Source organism: Streptomyces sp. NBC_00513 (assembly GCF_041431415.1).
Lineage (GTDB): Bacteria > Actinomycetota > Actinomycetes > Streptomycetales > Streptomycetaceae > Streptomyces.
On record NZ_CP107846.1, the window covers coordinates 70,675 to 91,371 of the forward strand.

Here is a 20,697-nt window from a genome sequence, read left to right on the forward strand (position 1 = left end):
GGATGAGAGCCTGCTCCTCGCTCCGGTGCGCGTCCTGTTCGTCGACGGATCCACGGCAACGGGCTGTCAGCTCGCTATGCCCATGGCGGTCCGTGCTTTCTGGACGAAGGCCTTAAGGGCAAAGTTGTGGGTGCGGGTCAGTCGCTGACGCTGCTCGCCCAGCTCTGGATAGCGGCAGTCCAAGATCAGCGCTCCCTTCTCGGCCCATGTGAGTTCGGGAACCTGCTCAAGAGCTTCATCCGCTTCCCTTAGGTACGGCTGGTGCAGGTACCCGTCGTCTGCGGCCACCGAGGCCTCGCGGAGGGCGTCGAGGGCGGCTATCGCCCGGGTGGCCGGCCCGCCGTCGTCAAGGGGGGTCAGGCGCTCCCGTGCCCGCGCGGCCTGAGCGCGCGAGCTGGCCAGACCGGCAAGGTCGGCAACGGTTTCCACAACGTGGAATGCTGCCGCGGACAGTTCGGCCGTCGCGACGAGCTCGATGACACCCAGGGCGTGGATGAAGTCGGTGTGGGTCTGGTCGACCACGGCGCCGACGTCCGCCCGCTCGTACTGCTTGTCGAGGGCGCGGGTGAGCTCGCGAACGGTGCGGAGGAAGCCGGTTATCGCTGCAGTCCGTTGATCGCGGAGAGCCGTGATGTGAGCGGCTTCTGCCGCACGGTCAGCTTGCTCCCGAACCGCTCCCAGCGTTGCGGAGGCGGCGGTCGCGGCGGCTTCCCTGGCCGCTTGTGCCTGAGCGATGCCGGCTTTGGCCTGGATGTATGCGCCCAGGCACGTGCCGAGGAAGGCCGCGACCAGCGGGAGAACGATGAGTAGGAGATCTTTGTGTTCCCTGAGAAAGACAATCACGTTCCCGATCCTGCCGCGAATGCCGGGCGCGACGCACTACTCCAGCGGAGATGGGTACGTGGTCGAAGGGGGAGGTCATGAAACGATGCGCCGGACGACGAGGATTGGTCCCAGGTCGGTTTGCTTGACCACCGTCACGGGACGGCCGGTTCGGGGTGCGTGTACGACGTAGCCGTAGCCGATGGCCATGGCGACGTGTTCGGGGGCGGATGCCGAGCCGCGGGCGAAGAGCAGGTCTCCGGGGGCGATGGCGTCGGCCGGGACGGCGCGTCCGTCGTGGATCTGGGTGTAGGTGGTGCGAGTGATCTCCATTCCGGCGACGCCGTAGGACCGCTGAGTCAGGGATGAGCAGTCGCAGCGTTCGGCGGGGTTGTCGCCGTGGGGGTTGGTGCAGCTGCCTCCCCACTGGTACATGGTGCCGACCTGGCCGAGCGCCCAGCGGATCGCGGTTTGGACCTGGGGTGGGGCGCTCGCCGGAATCTGGTATCCCTCGGGCACGGTGCCGGGCGGGATGTCCCCGAAGTCGGCTGCCGCCTGGACGGTGCACGCGGCCGGCGCGAGGCCGCCAGCCCCGGGGATGGTGGGGGCGGCTACGCCGGTGGTCCCGCCGAGGGTTGGGGCGATGGCCTGCTGCAGAGCGGTGGCGAGGGGCTCGTGTTTCGCGTAGGCGTCGGGGTAGCCGGAGCGCTGGACCTTTTGCGCGGCGACGGTTATCGGCATGCTCTGCCAGTCGGTGAGCTGGGCCAGCGCGTCGTAGAACCGTTCGGAGGCGTAGACCGGGTTCAGGATCTGCTCGCGGGTTCCCCAGCCCTGTGAGGGGCGTTGTTGGAACAGGCCCAGGGAGTCGCGGTCTCCGTGGTCGAGGTTGCGCAGGTCTGATTCCTGCAGGGCGGTGGCGAGTGCGACGATCTGCCCGCGGGCGGGGAACTTCTTCTGTACTCCCGTGGCGACGATGATCTTCGCGTTGGGGAGCTGCTCCCTGGGCAGGGACAGGCCGGAGACCGTGACGTTGCCGCCTCCGTTGAGCATGGCCGTGACCTGGCGTGCCATGTGGGCGGTGTCGGCGTCGGCGCCGCCTTGCCCGGGCGTGCAGCGGGTGGCCGCGGCCTCGGCCTCGCTCTGGCCGAGGCCGGCGACGTGGGCGGCGATCCCCGCGAGCATCAGGAGCCCCAGCCCCATCAGCCCGGCGGTGACGGCCAGCCACCGTTTGATTCCCTTCTTCATGAACGGCCCCGCTGGCGGCGACGGCGCCTCAGCTCGCGCTCCTCGTTGCGGTTGAGGGTGGAGTCACTGGGCCGTGGCGGGGTCACGTTGGTGACGCGGCGGGTGGCGGGTTGGCGCTGGCTGCCTCGGTCCAGGCGCTGTCGCAGCTGCTGCTGGCGCGGCGAGGCCGCCGGCTGAGTCGGCACCGGGTGGCGGGGCCGGGACTGCTGCGCCGTGGCTTGAGTCGACGGAGCGGCCTGCGGACTGGGCTGGTTCGGGATGGTGGTGGCCTGGTTGCCGGCGGACCGCTGGTGCATCGGACCGCCGGGCAGCTGATTGGAGATGGTGGGCGCCGTGCTGCCGGTGGGGGTGGGCGCCGGTCCCCCGGGCGGGTTGGTCGGCCGCGGCGGGTGCGGCGGCCGCGGAGGGTGGGGCGGCTGCGGCGGGATCGTCGGCGGCTGCGGCGGATTGGGGGGCTGCGGAGGGTTCGGCGGATTCGGTGGGAGGTGAGGCGGGTTGGGAGGCTGAGGCGGGTTGGGCTGGTGGCCTGCGGGCCTGGCCGGCCGGTTGGCCCTGCCCTGGATCCTGTTCATGAGGGCGACGGTGGAGACGCTGGAGGACGTGGCGTAGCCGAGGGCCGCGATCGGGTTTCCCGTGGCGAGGGATACGCCGACCATCGCGGTGCGGACCGCTCCGCGCGTGATCTTTCGGGCGATGCTCTGGTTCTTCGCGACCGGGGTGGAGGACGGGGTGAAGGCGGAGCCGTGGGTCCCGCCGACGCGGGCCGCGGACATCTTCGCGCGCCAGTTCGCCGCGACTTGCTTGGAGCGGACCGTAAGGGCCTTGCGCTTCTTGATCGCGCCGATGCACACGATGTCCACGGCGAGGAATCGGAGGGTGAGTTCGTTGCCCCAGCCCTGCTGCACGGGGTCGAGGACGGCCTGGATGATCAGGATGAGGACGGCGAGGCCGACGATGGAGGCGAGGAGCTGACCGAGGGAGTGCAGTACCGACGCTGCCCAGTCCCAAAGGAAGGCACGTCCGGCTCCGGGGATGGTGCCGGCCACGAGGGCGGGTTCGGCGCGCACGGCGTCCCAGGCGATGCGGCACTGCGCGACGAGGAAGCTGCCGGCGAGACCGGTGATCAGAACGGTGACGATGAGTGCGGCGATGAGGAGGAAGATCGCACCGCCGACCTTGTCCATCGAGGCGCGCTTGGCGCTCTGGACGTCGCCCTTGACGCACTCCTTCTCGAACTGATCCATCGGCTGATATCCGAAGTGGTCGATCGCCCACCGGTTGACGATCGGCATCATCCACCCCGTGACGGGGCTGCTGTTGGGGTCGATGTAGGTGCGGAAGTCGTCGTACTTCTTCAGACGTTGCGTGTGTTCCTGGATCGCCCGGTCGTAGGCGAGCTGCCGCAGTTTGGTGTCGGAGTACTTCTGGGCGCAGTCGCCTTTGAAGATCCGCCCGTACTGGAGCAGCATGGCGGGCTTGACGATGAAGGCGTCGGTGAGGGCGTCGGTGAGCGGGCGTGAGAGGGCTCGGCTGCTGGCGGATTTCTCCAGGCTCTTTTCACGTTGGTTCGGGTTGGCGTCGAGGATGATGTCGGCGACTTCGAGGGACAGGCCGCGGGCGACCGCGACGGCGCCGTCCTTCTCGCCCAGGAGGAGTTGCGGGGGCGAGGACAGGAGTGTGGCGGTCAGGCCGGCGATGAGGAGGGACAGGGCGGCGTCCCCCCACCCCTTGGCGCGGTCGCCGAAGAAGATCCGCGCGACGCAGACGAGCGCGCACACCGACAGGAAGAGGCTGGGGAGGCCCATCTGCAGGATGACCTGGGTGTGCAGGGAGGTGGCGACGGACAGGACGGGTGTCAGGAGCAGCTTGGCGAGGCCGAATCCGAGCGCCCAGGCGATGAGCCAGCAGCAGAACGCCACGACCCACTTGGTGACCATGAAGCAGAGTTCGGTGATCAGGTTCTCGATGCCGAGGTCCCAGTCCATCAGGTCGCCGGTGTCTGATTTCACCGTGTAGGCCGAGATCGGCATGCGGTTGCGGTCGGTGACGTTGAAGACGGCGAGGACGCCGCCCTCGTCGGGCAGGAGCTTGCGCAGCCGTTCCTCCTCGGCTTTGAGGAAGCCTTCCTTCACGGAGTCCGAGAACGACGTGTGGAGGTCCGCGAGGATCTTTTCGATCTCGGCGAGCTCTTCCGCGGTGGGCGTACGACCCCCGGGCGTGGTCGGCGTCAGGGGGGTGAGCGGCGCGCTGGAGGGAGCCGGAGTGGGAGTCGGAGAGGAGGTCGGTGTCGGGCTCGGTTCGGCGAGGGCCGGCAGGGAGGTGAGCAGGGTGAGGGCGGTGGCGGCGAACGCCGCCACGAGCAGCGCGAGGCGCAGGCGGGCCGTGCCGAGCAGGCGCAGCCGCTTCCACGGGGCGGGAGGGGTTTTCATGCCGCGGCCTGCCGGCTGGTCGGGGTGGTGTGGATGACGCGCTCGATCGCCCGGTCGAAGGGGATGAGGACCCGCATGAGACCGATGCGGCCGGCGAGGTCGCGGTAGAGGCACTCCCCCGCGCGTGCCCGGCGCTGGTCGTCGGGCAGGCCGAGCGGGGAGAGGCCGCCGGTGACCAGGTCCAGGAGGTCGGTGTCGGTGGCGTCCACTCCGAGGAACTCCAGGGAGCGGGCTGCCAGGGTGCGGCTGGTCTGCCGGAAGACGAAGCGGTGCGGGATGAGTCCGCGGACGATCACGCCCTTCTCGCTGTCGGACGGGCCGATGTCGTTGGCGTCGTGGCTGCCGACGTACGCGGCGGCGTTGCGCTTGCGGCCGTCGCGCAGCAGCTCCAGGAGGAGCTCCAGGCCCTCGTCGCTGGAGGTGAGCCACCAGCACTCGTCGAAGACGGTGACCGCGAATTCGTCCCGGGAGCGCATCGCGGTCTCGCGGGAGACCGCGGCGATCAGGTACATCAGGGCACGGCCCAGGACTTTCTCGAACTCCAGGCGCTGGATGCGGTGCTCGGAGGCGAGCTCGGACTTCTTCGGCAGCTGAAGCGCGCTGACGAGGAAGACGACGGAGTCCGCGCGGTGGGTGTCGACGACGGGCAGGGTCGCGTCGAACACGACGCGGGCGAGGTCCTTGCGGGCGACCGAGGCGAGCTTGCGGGCCAGGCCCTGGGCGGAGGCGTCGCCTGCGCCGCGCGCGGTGAGCTCGTCCATCAGGGCGCGCATCGACGGTTCGGGCCGGGCCAGTACGGCCTGGACGGCCTCGGAGAGTGCGACGCCTTCGAGGTCCATCGGGCGTACGCCGAGGAGCAGCGTGAGGAAGCTCTCGGTGAAGCGGGCCGCGACCTGGGGGCTGGTCTTCTCGTAGAGGCGCAGCGGGTCGAGGGAGACCTCGGCGGTGTGGTCGATGCGGATGAGCTGGGTGGTGCCGGGGCAGGCCTTGGCGAAGCGGGCCCATTCCTGGTCGGTGGTGCGGTCGACGATGACAGCGCGGCCGCGGGAGCCCGGCCGGCCGAGCTGGTGGCCGCGGGCGAGGACGTTGTAGACGGCGCCCTTCATGCCCACCGACTTGCCGGCGCCGAGCTCGCCGAGCCAGGCCATCGACGCGGACGCGTTCTCGCGGGGGCCGCGGGCGGGATCGATCAGGACGGGCCGGGCGCCGCCGGAGGCGACCTGGAGACCGTAGAGGCCGCCGCGGTCGTCGCCGAGCTGGGAGCCGCACCAGGGCATGGCCATCGCGAAGTCCCGCGCGAGGAGGATCTGCGCGTAGCCGGCCATGACGCGGGGGGTGCGGCAACCGGGCAGCATCGCCTGCCACAGGCTGGCCTGTTCGCCAGCCGGACGGGAGAAGGTGTAGTCGGTGGAGCCGAAGTCGCTCGCGAGGGCGGCGGCCCGGTCCATGGCGTCCTCGGGGCTGTTGCCCCACACGGCCAGGGTGACCATGGCGCGGATCTCCACCTCGCGCCGGTTCGCGGTCAGCCGCTCGTGGTACTCCTCGTTGTCGGCCTGGTTCCGGGCGACGGCCGCGGGCGGGCCGGCCGGGTCGCCCTCGTACTCGGCCGCCTGCGCCTTGAGGTGGCGGGCGCGCTTGCGGACCTTCGGTTCGGCCTTCGAGCCGGGGACGATGACCAGGCGGGCGGTCCAGTCGACGGGGTAGGCCAGGTCGTCGAGCTGCTGGAGGTAGGCCGCGCCGGGCAGCGCGAACGCCTCGGGCATCTCGGAGAGGGCCAGGAGGGCCTGGTAGGAGTCGCCCCACTCACTGGACACCTGAAGAAACCGGCGGGTGAAGGGGTTGGCCGGCAGGGCGGGGCCGCTGCTGAAGTCGGCGCCGCCCTCGCCGACGAGGATCTCCCCGAGCGCCGCGACGGTGCGGCCGCGGCCGCGGACCGGGGTCTCGGTGCCGTCCGGGAGGAACGGCTCGGCGAGCCCCCGGCGCGCGCTGTGGCCGTAGATCCACAGGATCTCCGCCTCGGACGCCGGCCGCATCGACACCCCGGACGGCCACTGGGCCTGGATCCGCTCGGCCTGCTCCAGGCGCCGGCGCACCTCCGCGTCGGTGACGACCGCGGGCATCAGGCCGAGCTGCAGGGACACTTCCGCCTTCGCAGCCCGGAACGCCGACAGGACGGCGTCCTTCTGGTTCAGCGGGGGCAGCGGGAGGGCGAGCCAGTCGGTGCGGCCGGTCAGCTCCAGGTCCTCCAGCTGGTCCAGGACCGCGTGCCCGAGCTGCTCGTAGCGCGGTGCGCGCTCCAGGTCGATGTCGTCGACCATGGCGCGCACCACGGCGGTCGGGTCGATCTGCGGGCAGAGCGACATGAGCATCGGCTCGCCCGTCATGGCCTTGAACAGGCCTTCCAGGGACTTGAGGCGACGTCGCTTCACGACGGCGGGGGCGTGGGAGTAGTTGGTCGCGGTGACGCGCCAGACGGCCCAGACGGTGCCGTGGGTGGTGAAGATCAGGTTGTTCTGGACGTGTCGGATCGGCAGGCGCATCGTCAGGTCTCCGGTCAGGTGCGGTTCGTGGGGGCGCGGCGGGCGAGGAGGGCTTGCACCCCCGAGGCCACTGGCGCGGCGGGTGCCGAAGGCTCGGCGGCGGGTACTGCGGGCCGGGGCCGGTCGGGCCTGGGATGCCGGAGCTCCGGTGTGGGGGCGGTGGCTTCGGCTGGCTCGTCGTCGGGGGGCAGGTGGATGCGGGTGTCGCCGCGGGTGGGCCGGGTCGGCCGGTAGGCGCGGCCGCGGAGCTGGCCGCGCCGGGGCGTGGCCAGCATCAGGGCGATGCTCAGCAGGGCGGCCGCGGGGTTGCGGCCGTCGATGTGCAGGTGGCGCAGCACGAACGCCACCGCGGCGGGCAGGGCCAGGAGGGCGGCGACGTCGAGCCAGCCGTTGCCACCCCAGACGGGGCGGGTCAGGATCAGGGCGCCGACGGTGGCGACGATCCCGGCGAGCTGGGTCAGGGTGTAGGGGCCGCCGGGCAGCCTGATCCCCCGGCCGCCATTGACGTCCCGGATCACCCCGTGGACGAGCGGCGCGCGCCGGGCTTTGGTGTAGCAGCGGCCGATCAGCTCGAAGTCCACCTCGCCGCCAGTGGCGGTGGCCTCGTTCACTGGTCACTCCGGGCGGCGTTGGGGCCGCTCTGGTACTGGACGATGTCCTCGGTCGTCTTGTTTTTCAGGGCGCCCATGTTGGCGGACAGGCCCCAGACGATCGCCGCGAAGATGACGGCCATGATCGTCGGCCCGGGTGCCTTGGTCTTCCAGCCCACAACCACGACGAAGATGCCGCAGAGAACCGGGATGGCCACGTCGAAGATGAGGCCCTTGATGTCGGTGCCGATGCCGGTGCCGGTCTGGATCCAGCCCGCGGCCAGCGTGATGGTGTCCTGCATGACGTGCTCCTCTTATGCGGTGGGGGTGGGTGTCGAACCGGGGGCGCCGGAGGCGGCCGGAGTCGGTGAGGTGAGGGCGGGGGCGCCGTCGAGGCTGGCGATCTCCCAGCGGCCGGCGCGGGCCTTGAGGGTGAGGGCGTAGGTGAGCGGGAGCCGCACCCCGTCCTGGCCGGTCCCCCGGAGGGTGACGAGCAGGCGCAGGGTGGTGCCGTCGCCGGGGACGGAGACGACCGGTTCGCCGCCGGTCTTGCCCTCGACCGCGAACTGGTCCACCGCGACACCCGAGTACGGGGCCGGGGACGGCGCGGCCAGGCGGGTACCGGGGGCCAGGTAGCGGTCGAGCTCGGCGCCGGCCTTCGTGAGGTAGGCGCTCAGGAAGCTGGTGACCGCCTGGGTGCGCGGGTCGGTCGGCAGCGCCGGACGCATCGCGCCGTAGACCAGCTCCGGAGTCTTGGCCCGCTCGGGGGCGGCGACTTCGGCCGGCAGCGCGAGCGCGGTGTACGCGGTCGCTCCCCCGGCGCCGGGCGCCGTGGCCACGGGTACCTGGAAGTAGCGGACCGCGTCAGCCGACTGCGACGGGTCTGCGCCCGGTTGCGTGGACGGAGCCGGCGACGGCTGCGTGCCGGTGACGCGGGCCGCGACCGTGACCGCCCAGACGGAAGCGTCCGTCTGGCGGAGCCGGACGACGGTCAACTGCTCGCCCCGGTGCCGGCCGGAGACACCGTCGAGCTGCATGCTCGCGGCCTGCGGGTAGTAGACGGCGAGCTTGGGCTCGTCGCCGCGGCCGGCAGACAGGTAGGCGGCGACGAAGAGGCTCGCGAAGCCGGCCGCGCCTTGGCCCCCGCTCGCGGCCGGTGCGGACGGGGCGGCCTTCGGCGCCGGGGACGCGGACGTGGCGGGCACCGAGAGGTAGGCGAGCGCGCCCAGCAGGGGGCCGAGCGCGATCAGGCCCCAGACGATCCAGCGCAGCAGCGCGGCCGAGTTGGCCTGGGCGCCGGTCGACCATCCGCCGACCCAGTCGGCCTCCTCGATGGCCTCGGTCTCCTGTGCGGCCGGCGTCTGCGGGTCGGCCGGTGGGGCCGGCTTCCGGCGGCCGGTGAGGGCGGGGCTCATGCCGTACCTCCGGCCGAGCGCAGGGAGTGGCCGGCCAGCTCGGCGATGCGGTTGCGGAGTTCCGCTTCCGGTCGGCGGCGCAGCGCGGCGAGCGAGGCGAGGACCGCGTCGGCGTCCTCGTCGAGGAAGGCGCGAAGGCGCTCGTGGGTGCCGGGGTCGAAGGGGCGGGCGACGAGTGCGGCGCCGAGGTGGACGAGCAGACGCTGGGCGCGGGTGACGCGCTCCTCGTCCGCGTCCAGCGACGTCGCGGCGGCCGGTGTGGTCAAGGCGCATCTCCAAAGGGGGGAGCGGACGGTGGCCTCGGCGGTGGTCCAGGTCATGCCGCGGCCTCGGGCTGCAGGGATGCTGTGAGGCGGGCCAGGGCCCGCGAGCGCCGGCGCTGCCAGGCGCCGGCCGTGGTTCCGGCGAGGGCGGCGGCCTCGGCGTCCGGGATGCCGCCGCTGATGTGGTGCCAGGCCAGCGCCTGCGCGTCCGCGGTCGACAGCGCGCCGTCGCGCACCGCGTCGAGGAGGAGCTCCAGGAGCTCCAGCCGGGCCGGGACACTGGCGGCGTCGTCTGCCCGGCCGGCGTGGAGGCCGGCTTGGGCGGCGGCCGCGCGGACGCTGCGGGCGCGGGCGATCTCGTACGGGCCGGGCGACCGGTCGGCGATCTGCTCCGCGACCGTGAGGTCCTCCCCCGCCGGGCCCTGCTCGGCGGCGAGCTCGGCCAGGACCCGGCGCAGTGTGTCCAGCGCGAGGTTCGCGGCGGGCCGGCCGGGGCGGAGGTGGATGCGACCGGAGCGGGCGACTTCGTAGAGGGCGGTCACGGTCACGTGACCGACGGCGTCGCGGGTGCGGCCGCCGGTCGTACGGACCTGTCCGCGGGTGATGCGGAAGACGGCGGGGAGCATCGCCTGGACGATGACGCGGCCGGCGAGGACGGCCGATCGGTCACGGCCGGCGGCCCGCTTCAGGAGGGCGAGCAGGACTGCGTCGGTCAGCTCATCGGTCACGCCGTCGGCCGTCGGGCGAAGCGCGGTGAGGAGCTGCTCGGGCGTCAGGGAGCCGGCCCAGGAATCGGTCACGGCCGCGAGCTCGTCGGTCAGGTGGCCATCGGTCACCCAGTCGGTCACCGCCTGGCGCAGGGCGGGGTCCGCGCACAGCGCGGCCCAGTCGGCGTTCAGCCGGTCGAAGTACCCGCCGCCGGGGGCGGGGTGCGAAGCGTCGTGCACGGCACGTCTCCTTTCGGATCTCGTGCCGTGAACTCTCCTCAGACCGGCTTGCCCGAAGGCTTGCCCACACCCCTGAAAGCGCAGATGGGAGGCTTGCCCTCTGGCTGGGCAAGCCTCCCGTGACCGATTGGGCAAGCCTGGTGGGGGGTTGGGCAAGCCCCCTCGTGACCGGTCCATGCAACTCTGGGCAAGCCTCCCTGGGGGGTGGGCAAGCCTCAGGCTTGTGCCGCCAAGGCTTGCCCAGAAGGCAGGCGCGGGGGTGCGGCGGACGGGTGACCGATGGACGCGGACCGGTCATGACCGATGACCGATGGAGCCCAGATCGGTCACCGGTCACCGGGCCCGGAATCGGTCACGGGCGGGCTCGGTGACCGGCCACAGCATCGGTCACGGGCGGGTCCGGCCATCGGTCACGGCACCGCCCGCCGGCTCGGCCAGGCGCCGATCGGTCACGACGGGACGGCTGCCCGGTCCGGTCGGTGGCGGTGGACGGTGACCGGTCACCCGGCCCCAACCGGAACGTCGGTCAGCTGCTGCCGACGGAGCGGAGGTGCGCCCGGCCCTGCTGCCGGCGCTGCTCCTCCAGGTGCTGCTTCGCTTCGAGGACGCGGCGCTGGCCTGTCTTGGGCGAGACCTCCAGGCGCCGGGCAACCTCAGCCCCCGACAGCTTCTTCCCGGCCTCTTCGGCCTCCATCAGCCAGGAGGCAACCAGCTCGACTTCGCGCTGAATCGGGTCAGCCTCGGCCGGCACCTCGTCGGTCTGCTGGCGCGGTACCCGGGCGGTCGCCTCACCGGACGCGGCCACCTCGGCCACCCAGTCCCGGCCCTCCGCCTCGACCGGTGCGGCGAGGACGGGCTGCTCGAAGGAACGGCTCGCGGGTACGGCCGGGCCGGCGTCGGTCACGGAGGCCGTCGGCGCGGGGACCGCTCCGGCGGGCAGTCGTACGGGCTCGTCGGACGGTTGCGCCTGGCCGCGGACGCCGCTCTGTTCCCCGAAGAAGAGGTGCGGCTCCCCCGCGCCGAGAGGCTCCTCGAACGCCGGAGCCGCAGCCACCGGCGCGTCGGTCACCGGCTCCGCGACCGCCGGTGCGGGGCCCGGGAGTACGGCCGCTTCGGCATCGGCCGCCTGGAGTTCAGCGAGCACCGGCTCCAGCATGACGTCGGGCAGAAGGCCACCGGTGTTCTGGTCGGTCAGGCCGTAGTCCCGCGCGAGGAACGCCGCGAACTGCTCCGCAGACGGGACCGCGCCGTACTGCCCCATGAAGTCCCGCCCAGCCAGCGCCAGGTCGACGAGGACAGGTTCGGGTATCGCGGCCCAGGCCTCCGGAGCCGCATCCTCGACGTCCGCCGGAGACTCCGCTTCCGGGACGGGGACCTCCTCAACGAGCGGCTGGGCGGCCGGAGGCAGCTCGGGCACATCTGCCGCTGTCACCAACATCGGCTCAGCAGCCGACACGGACGAGGGCTCGGGCTCGGGGCGCGAGAGTAGGACCGGGCTCAGGCCGGCTGCGGTCAATCCGGCGGAGGCGGTCTGCGCGAGCGGCACGCCGATGCGGGCCAGGCGCAGCGGCATCAGCGCCTCCACCGGGGCCTTGCGCCGCCAGGCCCGCCCGTAGCGGGCCTGGAGCCGCGCCTGGTAGATCAGCCGGTCCTGCTCCATCCCGACGGCCTGCTCGTACGACCGCAGCTCCCAGAGCTTCATCCGGCGCCACAGCTTGAACGTGGGCCCCGGAGAGAGCAGCCAGCGGGTGATGCGGACGCCCTCCATGTGCCTGTCGGCCGTGATGTCCGCGATCCGGCCCACGGCGTGGCGGGCCGCCTCGACGGTGACGACGAAGAGGACCGGGATGACGGCGTGCATGCCGACGCCGAGCGGGTCGGGCCAGGCGGCGGCACCGTTGAACGCGATTGTCGCGGCGGTGAGGAGCCATGCGGTCTGGCGCAGGAGGGGGAACGGGATGCGGATCCACGTCAGCAGGAGGTCGAGCGCCAGGCAGACGCAGATGCCTGCGTCGATGCCGATCGGAAACACCAGGGAGAAGGTGCCGAAGCCCTTCTGCAGCGCGAGCGCACGCACTGCGGCGTACGAACCCGCGAAACCGATGCCGGCGATGACAACGGCGCCGGCGACCACCACACCGATCAGAATCCGGTGCGTCCTCGTCAGCTGCAGTTGAGCCACGTGCTCTTCCCATCTCCGACCGGTCTAGTTGATCAGCCTGTCACCAGGCCTTGCTGCTGTCAGCCCTCTTTTGAGCTTCGTCATCGTGGCGCGTCCCTTCGGATGGCCCTTCTGATGCGACATCAGGTGCGAATCGGAAATCTCGTTAGTGAGTGGCGACGTTGAACCAGCAGTCTAGTCAGTAAGGTATCCGCATGACCGCTACGAATGACCCGCCCTCCAGGGAGAAGGTAGCTATCAAGCTGCCGCTTCCGTTGCGGCAGAAGATCAAAGTCCGCGCCGCTCAACTGGGCCTGAACATGCAGGACGCCGTTACCGAGGCCATCAAGGCGTGGATGGCCGACGACGCCGAGCACCCCACGGTCGACACGAGCGGAGCCGCCAACTTCACGACGCACCTTCCGCAGGGCCTGAACGCTGAGTTCAGAAAAGTCGCCAAGAGCCGCAAGTCGGCTCTCAACCAGGCCCTGGCGCAAGCTCTCACCGAATGGCTTCGTGACCGGCCCGCGTCTCACAAACAGCGCCCGGCCACCGGCCCGGTCAGGTACGTCGTGTGCAACCAGAAGGGCGGCGTCGGGAAGACGGCCATCGCCGCGGGACTTGCTGAGGGTCTCGCAGAGCGTGGTGCCCGGGTCCTTCTCGTCGACTTCGACCCGCAGTGCCACCTCACACAGCAGCTGGGCCACAAGCCACTCGGCATCGACGATCCGAGCCTGGCCAAGCGCATGCTCGGAGAGGAGAAGAAGGTCTCCCTCCAGAGCCTCGTCGTGCCGGTCCAGTCGGAGCAACTCTTCGGCGACCGGCTCCACCTACTTCCGGGGTCGACGTACGCGTTCCTGCTGGACGCCAAGCTGGCCACCGCGCAGGGCCTGCGTGTCCGGGAATCCGCTTTGGAGCGCGAGCTTTTGGCCCTGGAGGAGGACTACGACTACGTCCTCGTCGACTGCCCGCCAAGCCTGGGCTACACGATGGACAACGCGCTCTACTACGGGCGCACCCGCGACGGTGAGGAACCTGACTCCTCGGGCATCCTCATCGTCGTGCAGGCCGAGGATTCCTCAGCCGACGCCTACGAGCTCCTCATGAACCAGATCTCCTCCCTCGCCAACGACATGGCGCTGCCGCTCGCGCTCCTGGGCATCGCGGTCAACCTCTACGACAGCCGCCGCGGATACATCGCCACGTCCTCCCTCCAAGGATGGCAAGACCTCGGCACTCCCCCAGTGCTTGTGGTCGTCCCAGACCTGAAGGAACAGCGCGAAGCCGTCCGGCTCAAGCAGCCGCTGCTTGAGTACGCCCCTGAATGCGAGCAGGCCAGCAGCATGCGGGAACTCACCAGGAGGCTTGTCGGATGAGCAAGGCAGACAAGTTGGGAGGCGGGTCCAGCTTCCAGAGGGCGTCCGCCGTTCAGCCCCCAGCCGACCTCAGCGCCCGCGGGCGCGCCAAGGCAGTGGCAGAGGGACGCCTCCCCTCGTACAGCATCGTCAAGCTCCCCCTGTCCCAGGTGTCCTCCACCCCCCTCAACCCGCGCCGGAACTTCGGCACCCCGGAGGAGCTGACCCGCTTCGGTGAGGAACTGCGCCAGGCACAGCTGGCTGCCTGCGTGGTCGTGACCCGAGACGCATACCTGGAACTGTGGCCCGACCACGCCACCGCAATCGGTGACGCCGAGTATGTCCTCGTCAACGGCGAACGCCGCTTTCGCAGCGCCCGGCACGTAGAACTGTCCGCCCTCGACTTCGTGATTCGAGACGAATTCGCCGACAGCCGGGAGGAGTTCCTCAACAAGCTGCTCAAGGAGAACCTCCACCGCGAGGACTTCGATCCGGTAGAACGTGCGACCGGCATCCAGCAGCTCGTGGACGTGTGCGCCGAGAAGCACAGCCACGGAGCCCAGTCCCGAGCCGCGGAACAGCTCGGCAAGTCACGGGCCTGGATCACCAACCAGCTCGGCCTCCTCGCTCTGCCGCCCGAGGTACGCGCCTCGATCAGTGCCGGTGAGACATCGAGCAGGGACGCCATCTGGATGGCGCGCCGCCTCAAGGACTCCCCCAATCACCCTTCAGCCGAGGATCTCTTCCAGCTCCTCACAGAGCACAAGGAGGAGGAAGCACTCGCCAAAGCCCAGAAGAAGGCGATCCTGGCCGCGGCCGGCCCTGGGTTGTTGACCGCGGTTAACAACCCGCAGGGCGCGCTGGCGGAGACCCCGCCGCATTCGGACTCCTCCGAGTTGTTGACCGCGGTTAACAACCCAGGGGGTCAGCACAAGGTCCCGGCGCCGCAGAGCGGTGAGCGGCTCGACCCCCTCCCGTCGGGACCGAAAGTGTTGACCGCGGTTAACAACCCGCAGGGCGCGCTGGCGGAGACCCCGCCGCATTCGGACTCCTCCGAGTTGTTGACCGCGGTTAACAACCCAGGGGGTCAGCACAAGGTCCCGGCGCCGCAGAGCGGTGAGCGGCTCGACCCCCTCCCGTCGGGACCGAAAGTGTTGACCGCGGTTAACAACCCGCAGGGCGCGCTAACCGACGAGTCGGCGCGGATCCTGCGCCAACACCTCGGTGACACCCCGGGGGAGCAGGCCGACAACATCGCCCGGGTGCTCTCCTCTGAGGAGCTCTCTGCCCTGATCGAGGAGCTCTACAGCAGGATCTGAGCTGCTCGACGAGCGACGGGGAAGGTCGGACTGCCTAGGCAGTCCGACCTTCCCGTTTATGGCCTCAGGGTTGCCGACCCGGCCTGATTCGGGGGCGGTGGCGCCGGGGAGCTGGCAGCTGGGAAAGAAGCTGCCACAGGGGAGTCGTCCCGGTGGACCACACGTCCAGGAGGTGGCGATCCACCAGGTGCAGCCGCTGGCTGCGGGCGAACTCCTTCGCCGGGCCGGTAATCCGACCGTTCGTGACGAGCACGATTACGTCGCCACCGTGGACGGGGCGGCCAGTTCCATTGAGGACGTGAAGGTCCGGCGTGCCGACGGCGGCCCCGGCCACTCCGTCGCGGCGATGCTTGCACTGGATTACCCAGCGGCGGCCTGCCGGGTCGGTTCCCTTGACGTCGGCGCCGTTGTCGCCGGCGCCGCCCACCCGGACGGCGTCGTGGGCTCCGTCGCGGCGCATCAGGTCCCGTACGGCTTCCTCGAACTGACTGTGGTGCAGACCGTCCAGAAAGCGGATGTCCCAGCCCTCAGGTCGCCGGCGCCGGGAAGTCCATGCGGCGGCACCAAGCCGCGCGGCCTTCACGAGCACTAGCGTCAGTGCTCCGCCGGCCAGGACCGCGATGGTGACGGCGGCGATGTTGGCGCCGTGGAGCTGAAGCCACTGCCGGACCTGCGGGACGAGGACGGACGCGAACGCGGCGGCCGCGAGGAGGCCGGCGGTATCGCCGGTGAGCCCTCCTCGGCGACGGTGCACGGGGCGGCGTCCTCGTCCCGGCCGTCGCCGAGGAGTGCGGGGCTGGTTTCGACGTCCGGGCATGGACGGGCCTTCCTGAATCAGGGCGCGGCGCCCACCCACCCGGCCGCGGAGGGCCAGCGGGTGGGTGGGCGCGTCCCACCGGATGGTGGGAATCTCCGCCCACCCTCCTCGCGACGGCTTGCCCGAAAGCTTGCCCAGCGCCCGGACGGGCGAAAGAGGAGGCTTGCCCAGGAGCGCCGCAGTCAGGCTGGCCACGGTGCCGTGCGGTTGCCGGCCGACCAGTACCGTGTGTGCGGGTCGGCGTCGAAGGTGCCGTCCGGCAGCGCCGAGTCGGTCAGACCGAAGTCCTCCGGGCCCACCGGGCTGGTCCAGGTGACGCATGTTCCGGCTGACCTGCCGCTGGGAGGTGCACGGGATGGCGTCGACGGACCATGCGCCGAGCAGAGTGTAGCTACGGGCGACCGCAGCGCCGACCGAGGCAGAACGCGGGGTGGTGCCGGGCCGGTCCCATTGGAAGGGCGCTATCCCGGGACCAAGGCGACAGCGACCGTTCCAGTGCAGGGGACGGGACTTGGCTGACTGGTGGCAGGAGTCCTCTCCTGCTTGCCCGCGGCTGCGCGCGTGCCGAGTTCGCGCCGCCTGGCAACCAACAGCGCTCAGGCAGGATGCACAAGGCGTTCGTCAGACCCGCCCATCGGTCGCTCTACGCCACCTCCGCTGGGATGAACACCCCCGGTGCTGAGTTCCACAGGAGGGATGACGAAAGCGTTCGCTTAGCATTCCGTGAGGGGCTGACCACAGTTGGTCGGCCTGGGGGAGAGGAAAGCGTTCGATGGCGCTCCAGACTGGTCTTTACTACCCGTACGTACACCTGCGAGACGAATCCTGGGCGAAGGCGGCGGCTCTGTACTGGCGCAACCTGGCCCGCGTGGTGCCAGCCGGATTCCCCGTGCGGGACCGCGCAGTCGTCAGGGAGCTCAACCAGGAATCGGGATTTCTCGTTGACATCGACCCACGGCAGGCAGCCGAGGCGGTCGCGCCCATGGTCGTCGCGGCGGTCCGAGACAATACCGAGGCGCTGCGCGACCGATTCGCGGCGCGGGGGCGCGCTCTCGCGGGGGTGGCCCCCAGGCTGACCCCCACCACCCGGAGCCTGACCGGCCTGTACCCCCAGGAGGTGCCGGTGGAGCTGCGGTACGCACTGGAGGAAGCGGGGTTGGCGACTCTGGACTGGCGGCGGACACACCACGGCGCCGCCTGGGTGGCCGTGGATCCGGCTCTGGCGTGGGTATACAAGTGCGCGGTCACTCACGAGCTTGCACACCGGACGGCGTTCACGCCAGTCACCGACCAGATGGATGCCCACTCTGCTACGGGAGGGTGGACGGCTGAGCGCATTGCAGACGTGCTCCTGGACCGCGCAGCACCGGCGGTAGGCCACGAGACGGCGAAGGCCAGGGTGGCCATGATGGCCGTGCGTTGTGTACTTCCGGCCGACTTGCGTCACGTCCCGGTGGAGAAGATCGTTCGGCTGCGGACACAGTACGCCGACGAGTTCATTGCCTTCGCGGCAGCGGTTGACGCGGCGGCCGCCGACGTGCTTGAGGGTGCCCGCGAGGTCACCGACCGGGGAGCCTTCGAACTGCACCTTCAAGCAGCGTTCGATCTCCATGTGGCCCAGCCCCTCGAATCCCTGCGCAAGGCGATCCACGGCCTGAAGATGGAGACCATCTCCACCGCGCTCACGATCAAGCCAGAGGCGACTGTGTCCGGGGCCGGACTCGGCATGCTGTTCGGTGGAACTACCACCGCGGTCGGCGCCGGCATCGCGTTCACCGCGCTCGCCACCCGCCAGGCCGCCGCCCGCGAGCGCGACACCCTGGTAGCTTCCTCGCCTGCGGGTTACCTGCTGCGTGTGGAGAAAGAGTTGAAGCCGACGACGGTGCTTCGGCGCGCGACCCGGGCCGTCGCACGTACCGCGGGCGTGGGGATCTGACGGCGAGGCCGAGCACGGAGAGGCTCCAGGCGAAAGACGGATTGACGCCGGGGCTGGCACCCATTTTCAGCAGCAGGCGCCCCATCGCACTGCACAAAAGTCCGTGAGAGGCCGACTGCGGGCCTGCTGGGCTACCGCACGTCGATTCATACCGGGCCGGTCGAGATCGTCAGTTCAAGGACCCATTCTGGGCTTCGCTTTTGAGTGCATGTGCACGAATTATCCAAGTCGAGGTGGATGAGAGGTCGTCATGTCTGTGGGCAATTCGCGTGGAGAGTGGCCCACGCCAAAAGATCACTAGGGTGCTTCGGCTGGGAGTTGTGCAAGCGTCCGCCCCCAGGCATGGCCCAGCAACTGCCCCTTGGTGACCTGTCTGGCTGCAGGTTCCGAAGCATCGAGTTGTGTCCGAGCAAGTGAGAGGCAGGCTGGTCACGCCATTCGTCAGATGCTCTGCATCCCGCCGTTGAGGTACCAGTTGCTGTCTGCGAGAGCGGATAGGAACGCTGCCTGCCAGCAGTTGGGGTCGTAGGCAGCCTGGTCTTCGGCTTCCTTGCTCAGAAGGCTGCGCAGCTCTGCAGAGCCAGCCTCCTTGAAAGTTCGTGTGTCAGCTCTCTTCCGTCGCGCGAGGGCATGTGATGCTTCGGCCTTGTAACGGAGGGACAGGTTGTACTTGTCGAAGTGCCTCCGAACACGTAAGGCCTTGGTGCTGGGCCACGTTGCTGGCGGGATGGCCTGGTATACGGCAACGCCGTTGGCGGCTGCGTCGATCTGGGCGTGTAGCCAGCGGTCGTTGCCGAACTTGTCGAAGTAGGGGTGTACCGCCTCCCGGGTGGCGTCCTCTTCAAAAGTGTTCGACTTGAGCTGGTTGCAAGTTCCGCAAACCGCGATCAGGTTCAACGGAGTCAGTGCGAGAAACGGGAACTTGTCTTTCGGTGCGTGGTGGTCAACCTGTGCGACCGCCTGTATGCCACACAGGGGGCACCGGGTATGCGCCGCAAGGGCCTTGAGTGCCTCGTAGAGTCGGCGGCCCGCGACGCGACCCACCACAGCCTCGCCGTAGGCTCTTTCGAACAGCTCGCGGTCCGCGTGATCCGACTGTATGACTCTTTCGACCCTCAGGAGCGAAAGCAGGATGCCCCTTTGGCCGGCCATGTGATAGGTGTGTTCCAGGCTCCTGATTGCATACAGGTGTCCGTGAAGCCTCTTGGCGGGGTCGTGCTTCTCCAGCCAGTCCGAGCAGGCCTCCACGACCTCTTTGACTCCGAAGGGTGGTCGATCGGGTGGAATCATCAGTCCCGTCCCCGGGTCCGTGCGTAGGTCATCGCTCTGAGGAGAGACCTGGCCTCGGATCCCAGTCCGGTGAAGCGGGCCGCGATGTCCTCGAAGGTGCCGCCCTCCTCGACCGCTTCGGCGATGGCCGCGTGGAATCCGGTTGAGGTGGTCTCCAGCCCGAAGGCTTCGTAGGTCAGTTCGCCGACGCTCTCTCCGTAGGTCTCCATGGTCGGTCTGCTGGCGGTGAGTTCCGAGCCGCTGCGGAACATCCTCCATACGCATGATGCGGGTACTTCTTGGAGCACGACGGGGGAGTGTGTGGCGATGACGGCCATACCGTTTCTGTCCGTCAGCAGATCGGAGAGCGCACGCGTGAGAGCTGCCAGGAGAGGTGGGTGTAGATGAGTCTCTGGTTCGTCGATCAGGACAAGAGTCCGTTCCCGGACAGCTCTCACCAGTCGCGTCACCAGGAGGAGAACGGCTTTGTGGCCAGAGCTGAGTCCGTCGAAGATCCGCCCCATCACCTCTGCCCCATATTCCGGGTGGGGATGCCTCATGACCTCTATCAGGTCATCAGAGTGCTCATCGAGGAACCCGCTAGCGGAGTAGTTGAGCGTCTCGATGGCCTTTAGCCAGCGCTCGCCAGTTGCTCCGATGCGGACCTCGTTGAAGCTTCTAGTGAATTCCTCACGCAGGTCAGCATCGGACTTTAACTCCAGTTCGTTCTTCCGGAGGCCGATGTAACTGAAGCGAAGATCTTCTCCCAAGTCGTCGATTTGATAAGGCCGATCGAACGGACTGAAACTCGCGGAAACGCAGCCCGTAAAGCTGTTATCCTCGCCGCCCGAGGAACTCTTCACCGACACGTGACCGGCCATCACCTGAGCAGCAATATCGTGTAGCAGGCGGGACTTCCCGACACCGTTACGGCCGATCAAGGCATGCACACTGGTGGGTGGCCGGCTCTCGGGGGAGACCTCGAATCGAAACTCATGAGCGTTGAGCACACCCTCCTGCAGAGGGGTGTACGACCACTCGAATGCCACCCGATGCCCGCGCAAACCCTTGGCGATTCGCTCAAGACGGCGCAAACCCATGGGTGTTTGATCGCGTAGCAAGGAGTGCTCGTATACGGGATAGGCGGAGTATCTCTCTCGTAGATCCGCGTTATAGGCGATGTCGTTCAGGGCGCGCAGAATGATCCGTCCTGCACCAGACGGCAGATCTTTGAGTGCCACGTAATAGTCGTCCTGATGGGCCAGGCTGAAGAAATCATCCGAAAGGTACATGAACTCGGTAGGTAATACCTCCGAGGTTTCCCAGGTGCCGAAAGGCCGGGCCGTAAGGGTTCTATGTCCAATCCGGACGTAACCAACGCGGATGACCTTGCCAGTCAGGCGTACTCGCAGGTCAAACGTAGTGACGAAGCCGTAGTCGTTCCACTTGTCCTTGATCAAGTAGGCACCATCACCTGCAGGGACCGCCGCCCTATACTCCAGAACCTTGAATCGCACCGGGCTCCCTCACTTGGCGCTGATCGAGACTGAGCCAGAGTGCCGTAGGAAGCCCAGGCGTGGCTACGCCTT

At 69.4% G+C, this 20,697-nt stretch carries 16 protein-coding genes; 3 read left to right on the forward strand and 13 right to left on the reverse strand.

Annotated elements, in window-relative coordinates; translation table 11 throughout:
* Nucleotides 1–66: 66 nt before the first annotated feature.
* From OHA84_RS37615 to OHA84_RS37660, 10 genes are all read right to left on the reverse strand, one after another.
* Entirely contained in the window at nt 67–843 is a 777-nt protein-coding gene (locus OHA84_RS37615) for a hypothetical protein (protein ID WP_266976300.1), read from the reverse strand.
* Between the two features lie 75 nt (nt 844–918).
* Nucleotides 919–2,067, reverse strand: coding sequence for a C40 family peptidase (locus tag OHA84_RS37620; protein WP_266976298.1), 1,149 nt, complete (start codon nt 2,065–2,067; stop codon nt 919–921).
* On the reverse strand, nt 2,064–4,496 hold the full coding sequence (locus OHA84_RS37625) for a hypothetical protein (RefSeq protein ID WP_266976296.1): 2,433 nt from the start codon (nt 4,494–4,496) through the stop codon (nt 2,064–2,066). Before OHA84_RS37625 ends, OHA84_RS37620 begins: the two co-directional genes overlap by 4 nt.
* A complete protein-coding gene (locus OHA84_RS37630) occupies nt 4,493–7,036 on the reverse strand; it encodes an ATP-binding protein (RefSeq protein WP_266976294.1) in 2,544 nt (847 codons plus the stop codon). Before OHA84_RS37630 ends, OHA84_RS37625 begins: the two co-directional genes overlap by 4 nt.
* Before the next feature lie 14 nt (nt 7,037–7,050).
* Nucleotides 7,051–7,647, reverse strand: coding sequence for a hypothetical protein (locus tag OHA84_RS37635; RefSeq protein ID WP_266976292.1), 597 nt, complete (start codon nt 7,645–7,647; stop codon nt 7,051–7,053).
* Nucleotides 7,644–7,928 (reverse strand): hypothetical protein, encoded by a 285-nt coding sequence (locus tag OHA84_RS37640; RefSeq protein WP_266976290.1) that lies wholly within the window; start codon nt 7,926–7,928, stop codon nt 7,644–7,646. Before OHA84_RS37640 ends, OHA84_RS37635 begins: the two co-directional genes overlap by 4 nt.
* Nucleotides 7,929–7,940: 12 nt before the next feature.
* A complete protein-coding gene (locus tag OHA84_RS37645) occupies nt 7,941–9,041 on the reverse strand; it encodes a conjugal transfer protein (RefSeq protein WP_266976288.1) in 1,101 nt (366 codons plus the stop codon).
* A complete protein-coding gene (locus OHA84_RS37650; protein ID WP_266976286.1) occupies nt 9,038–9,361 on the reverse strand; it encodes a hypothetical protein in 324 nt (107 codons plus the stop codon). Before OHA84_RS37650 ends, OHA84_RS37645 begins: the two co-directional genes overlap by 4 nt.
* Nucleotides 9,358–10,251, reverse strand: a complete 894-nt coding sequence (locus OHA84_RS37655) for a hypothetical protein (RefSeq protein ID WP_266976284.1) — start codon at nt 10,249–10,251, stop codon at nt 9,358–9,360. Before OHA84_RS37655 ends, OHA84_RS37650 begins: the two co-directional genes overlap by 4 nt.
* 526 nt (nt 10,252–10,777) lie before the next feature.
* Nucleotides 10,778–12,433, reverse strand: coding sequence for a DUF2637 domain-containing protein (locus OHA84_RS37660; protein WP_266976283.1), 1,656 nt, complete (start codon nt 12,431–12,433; stop codon nt 10,778–10,780).
* 194 nt (nt 12,434–12,627) lie between these two features.
* On the opposite strand from OHA84_RS37660, the gene OHA84_RS37665 reads away from it, so the two are divergent.
* Both OHA84_RS37665 and OHA84_RS37670 read left to right on the forward strand, forming a co-directional pair.
* Nucleotides 12,628–13,788, forward strand: a complete 1,161-nt coding sequence (locus OHA84_RS37665; protein ID WP_266976281.1) for a ParA family protein — start codon at nt 12,628–12,630, stop codon at nt 13,786–13,788.
* Nucleotides 13,785–15,086, forward strand: coding sequence for a ParB/RepB/Spo0J family partition protein (locus OHA84_RS37670; RefSeq protein WP_266976279.1), 1,302 nt, complete (start codon nt 13,785–13,787; stop codon nt 15,084–15,086). Before OHA84_RS37665 ends, OHA84_RS37670 begins: the two co-directional genes overlap by 4 nt.
* A gap of 64 nt (nt 15,087–15,150) precedes the next feature.
* Here the strand turns inward: OHA84_RS37670 and OHA84_RS37675 are convergent, their stop codons facing one another.
* Nucleotides 15,151–15,840, reverse strand: coding sequence for a restriction endonuclease (locus OHA84_RS37675; RefSeq protein ID WP_266976277.1), 690 nt, complete (start codon nt 15,838–15,840; stop codon nt 15,151–15,153).
* An 835-nt stretch (nt 15,841–16,675) separates the two neighbouring features.
* Between OHA84_RS37675 and OHA84_RS37680 the strand changes: the two genes are divergently transcribed.
* The gene (locus OHA84_RS37680) at nt 16,676–17,839 is read left to right on the forward strand and encodes a DUF6236 family protein (protein ID WP_266976275.1); all 1,164 of its coding nucleotides are present in this window, start codon (nt 16,676–16,678) and stop codon (nt 17,837–17,839) included.
* A 441-nt stretch (nt 17,840–18,280) separates the two neighbouring features.
* On the opposite strand, the gene OHA84_RS37685 is transcribed toward OHA84_RS37680, so the two are convergent.
* Together OHA84_RS37685 and OHA84_RS37690 are read right to left on the reverse strand one after the other, a co-directional pair.
* Complete coding sequence (locus OHA84_RS37685) at nt 18,281–19,129, reverse strand: HNH endonuclease (protein WP_266976273.1); 849 nt, start codon at nt 19,127–19,129, stop codon at nt 18,281–18,283.
* Nucleotides 19,129–20,568: an AAA family ATPase gene (locus tag OHA84_RS37690; protein WP_266976271.1), complete on the reverse strand. Its 1,440-nt coding sequence runs from the start codon at nt 20,566–20,568 to the stop codon at nt 19,129–19,131. Before OHA84_RS37690 ends, OHA84_RS37685 begins: the two co-directional genes overlap by 1 nt.
* Nucleotides 20,569–20,697: the final 129 nt, after the last annotated feature.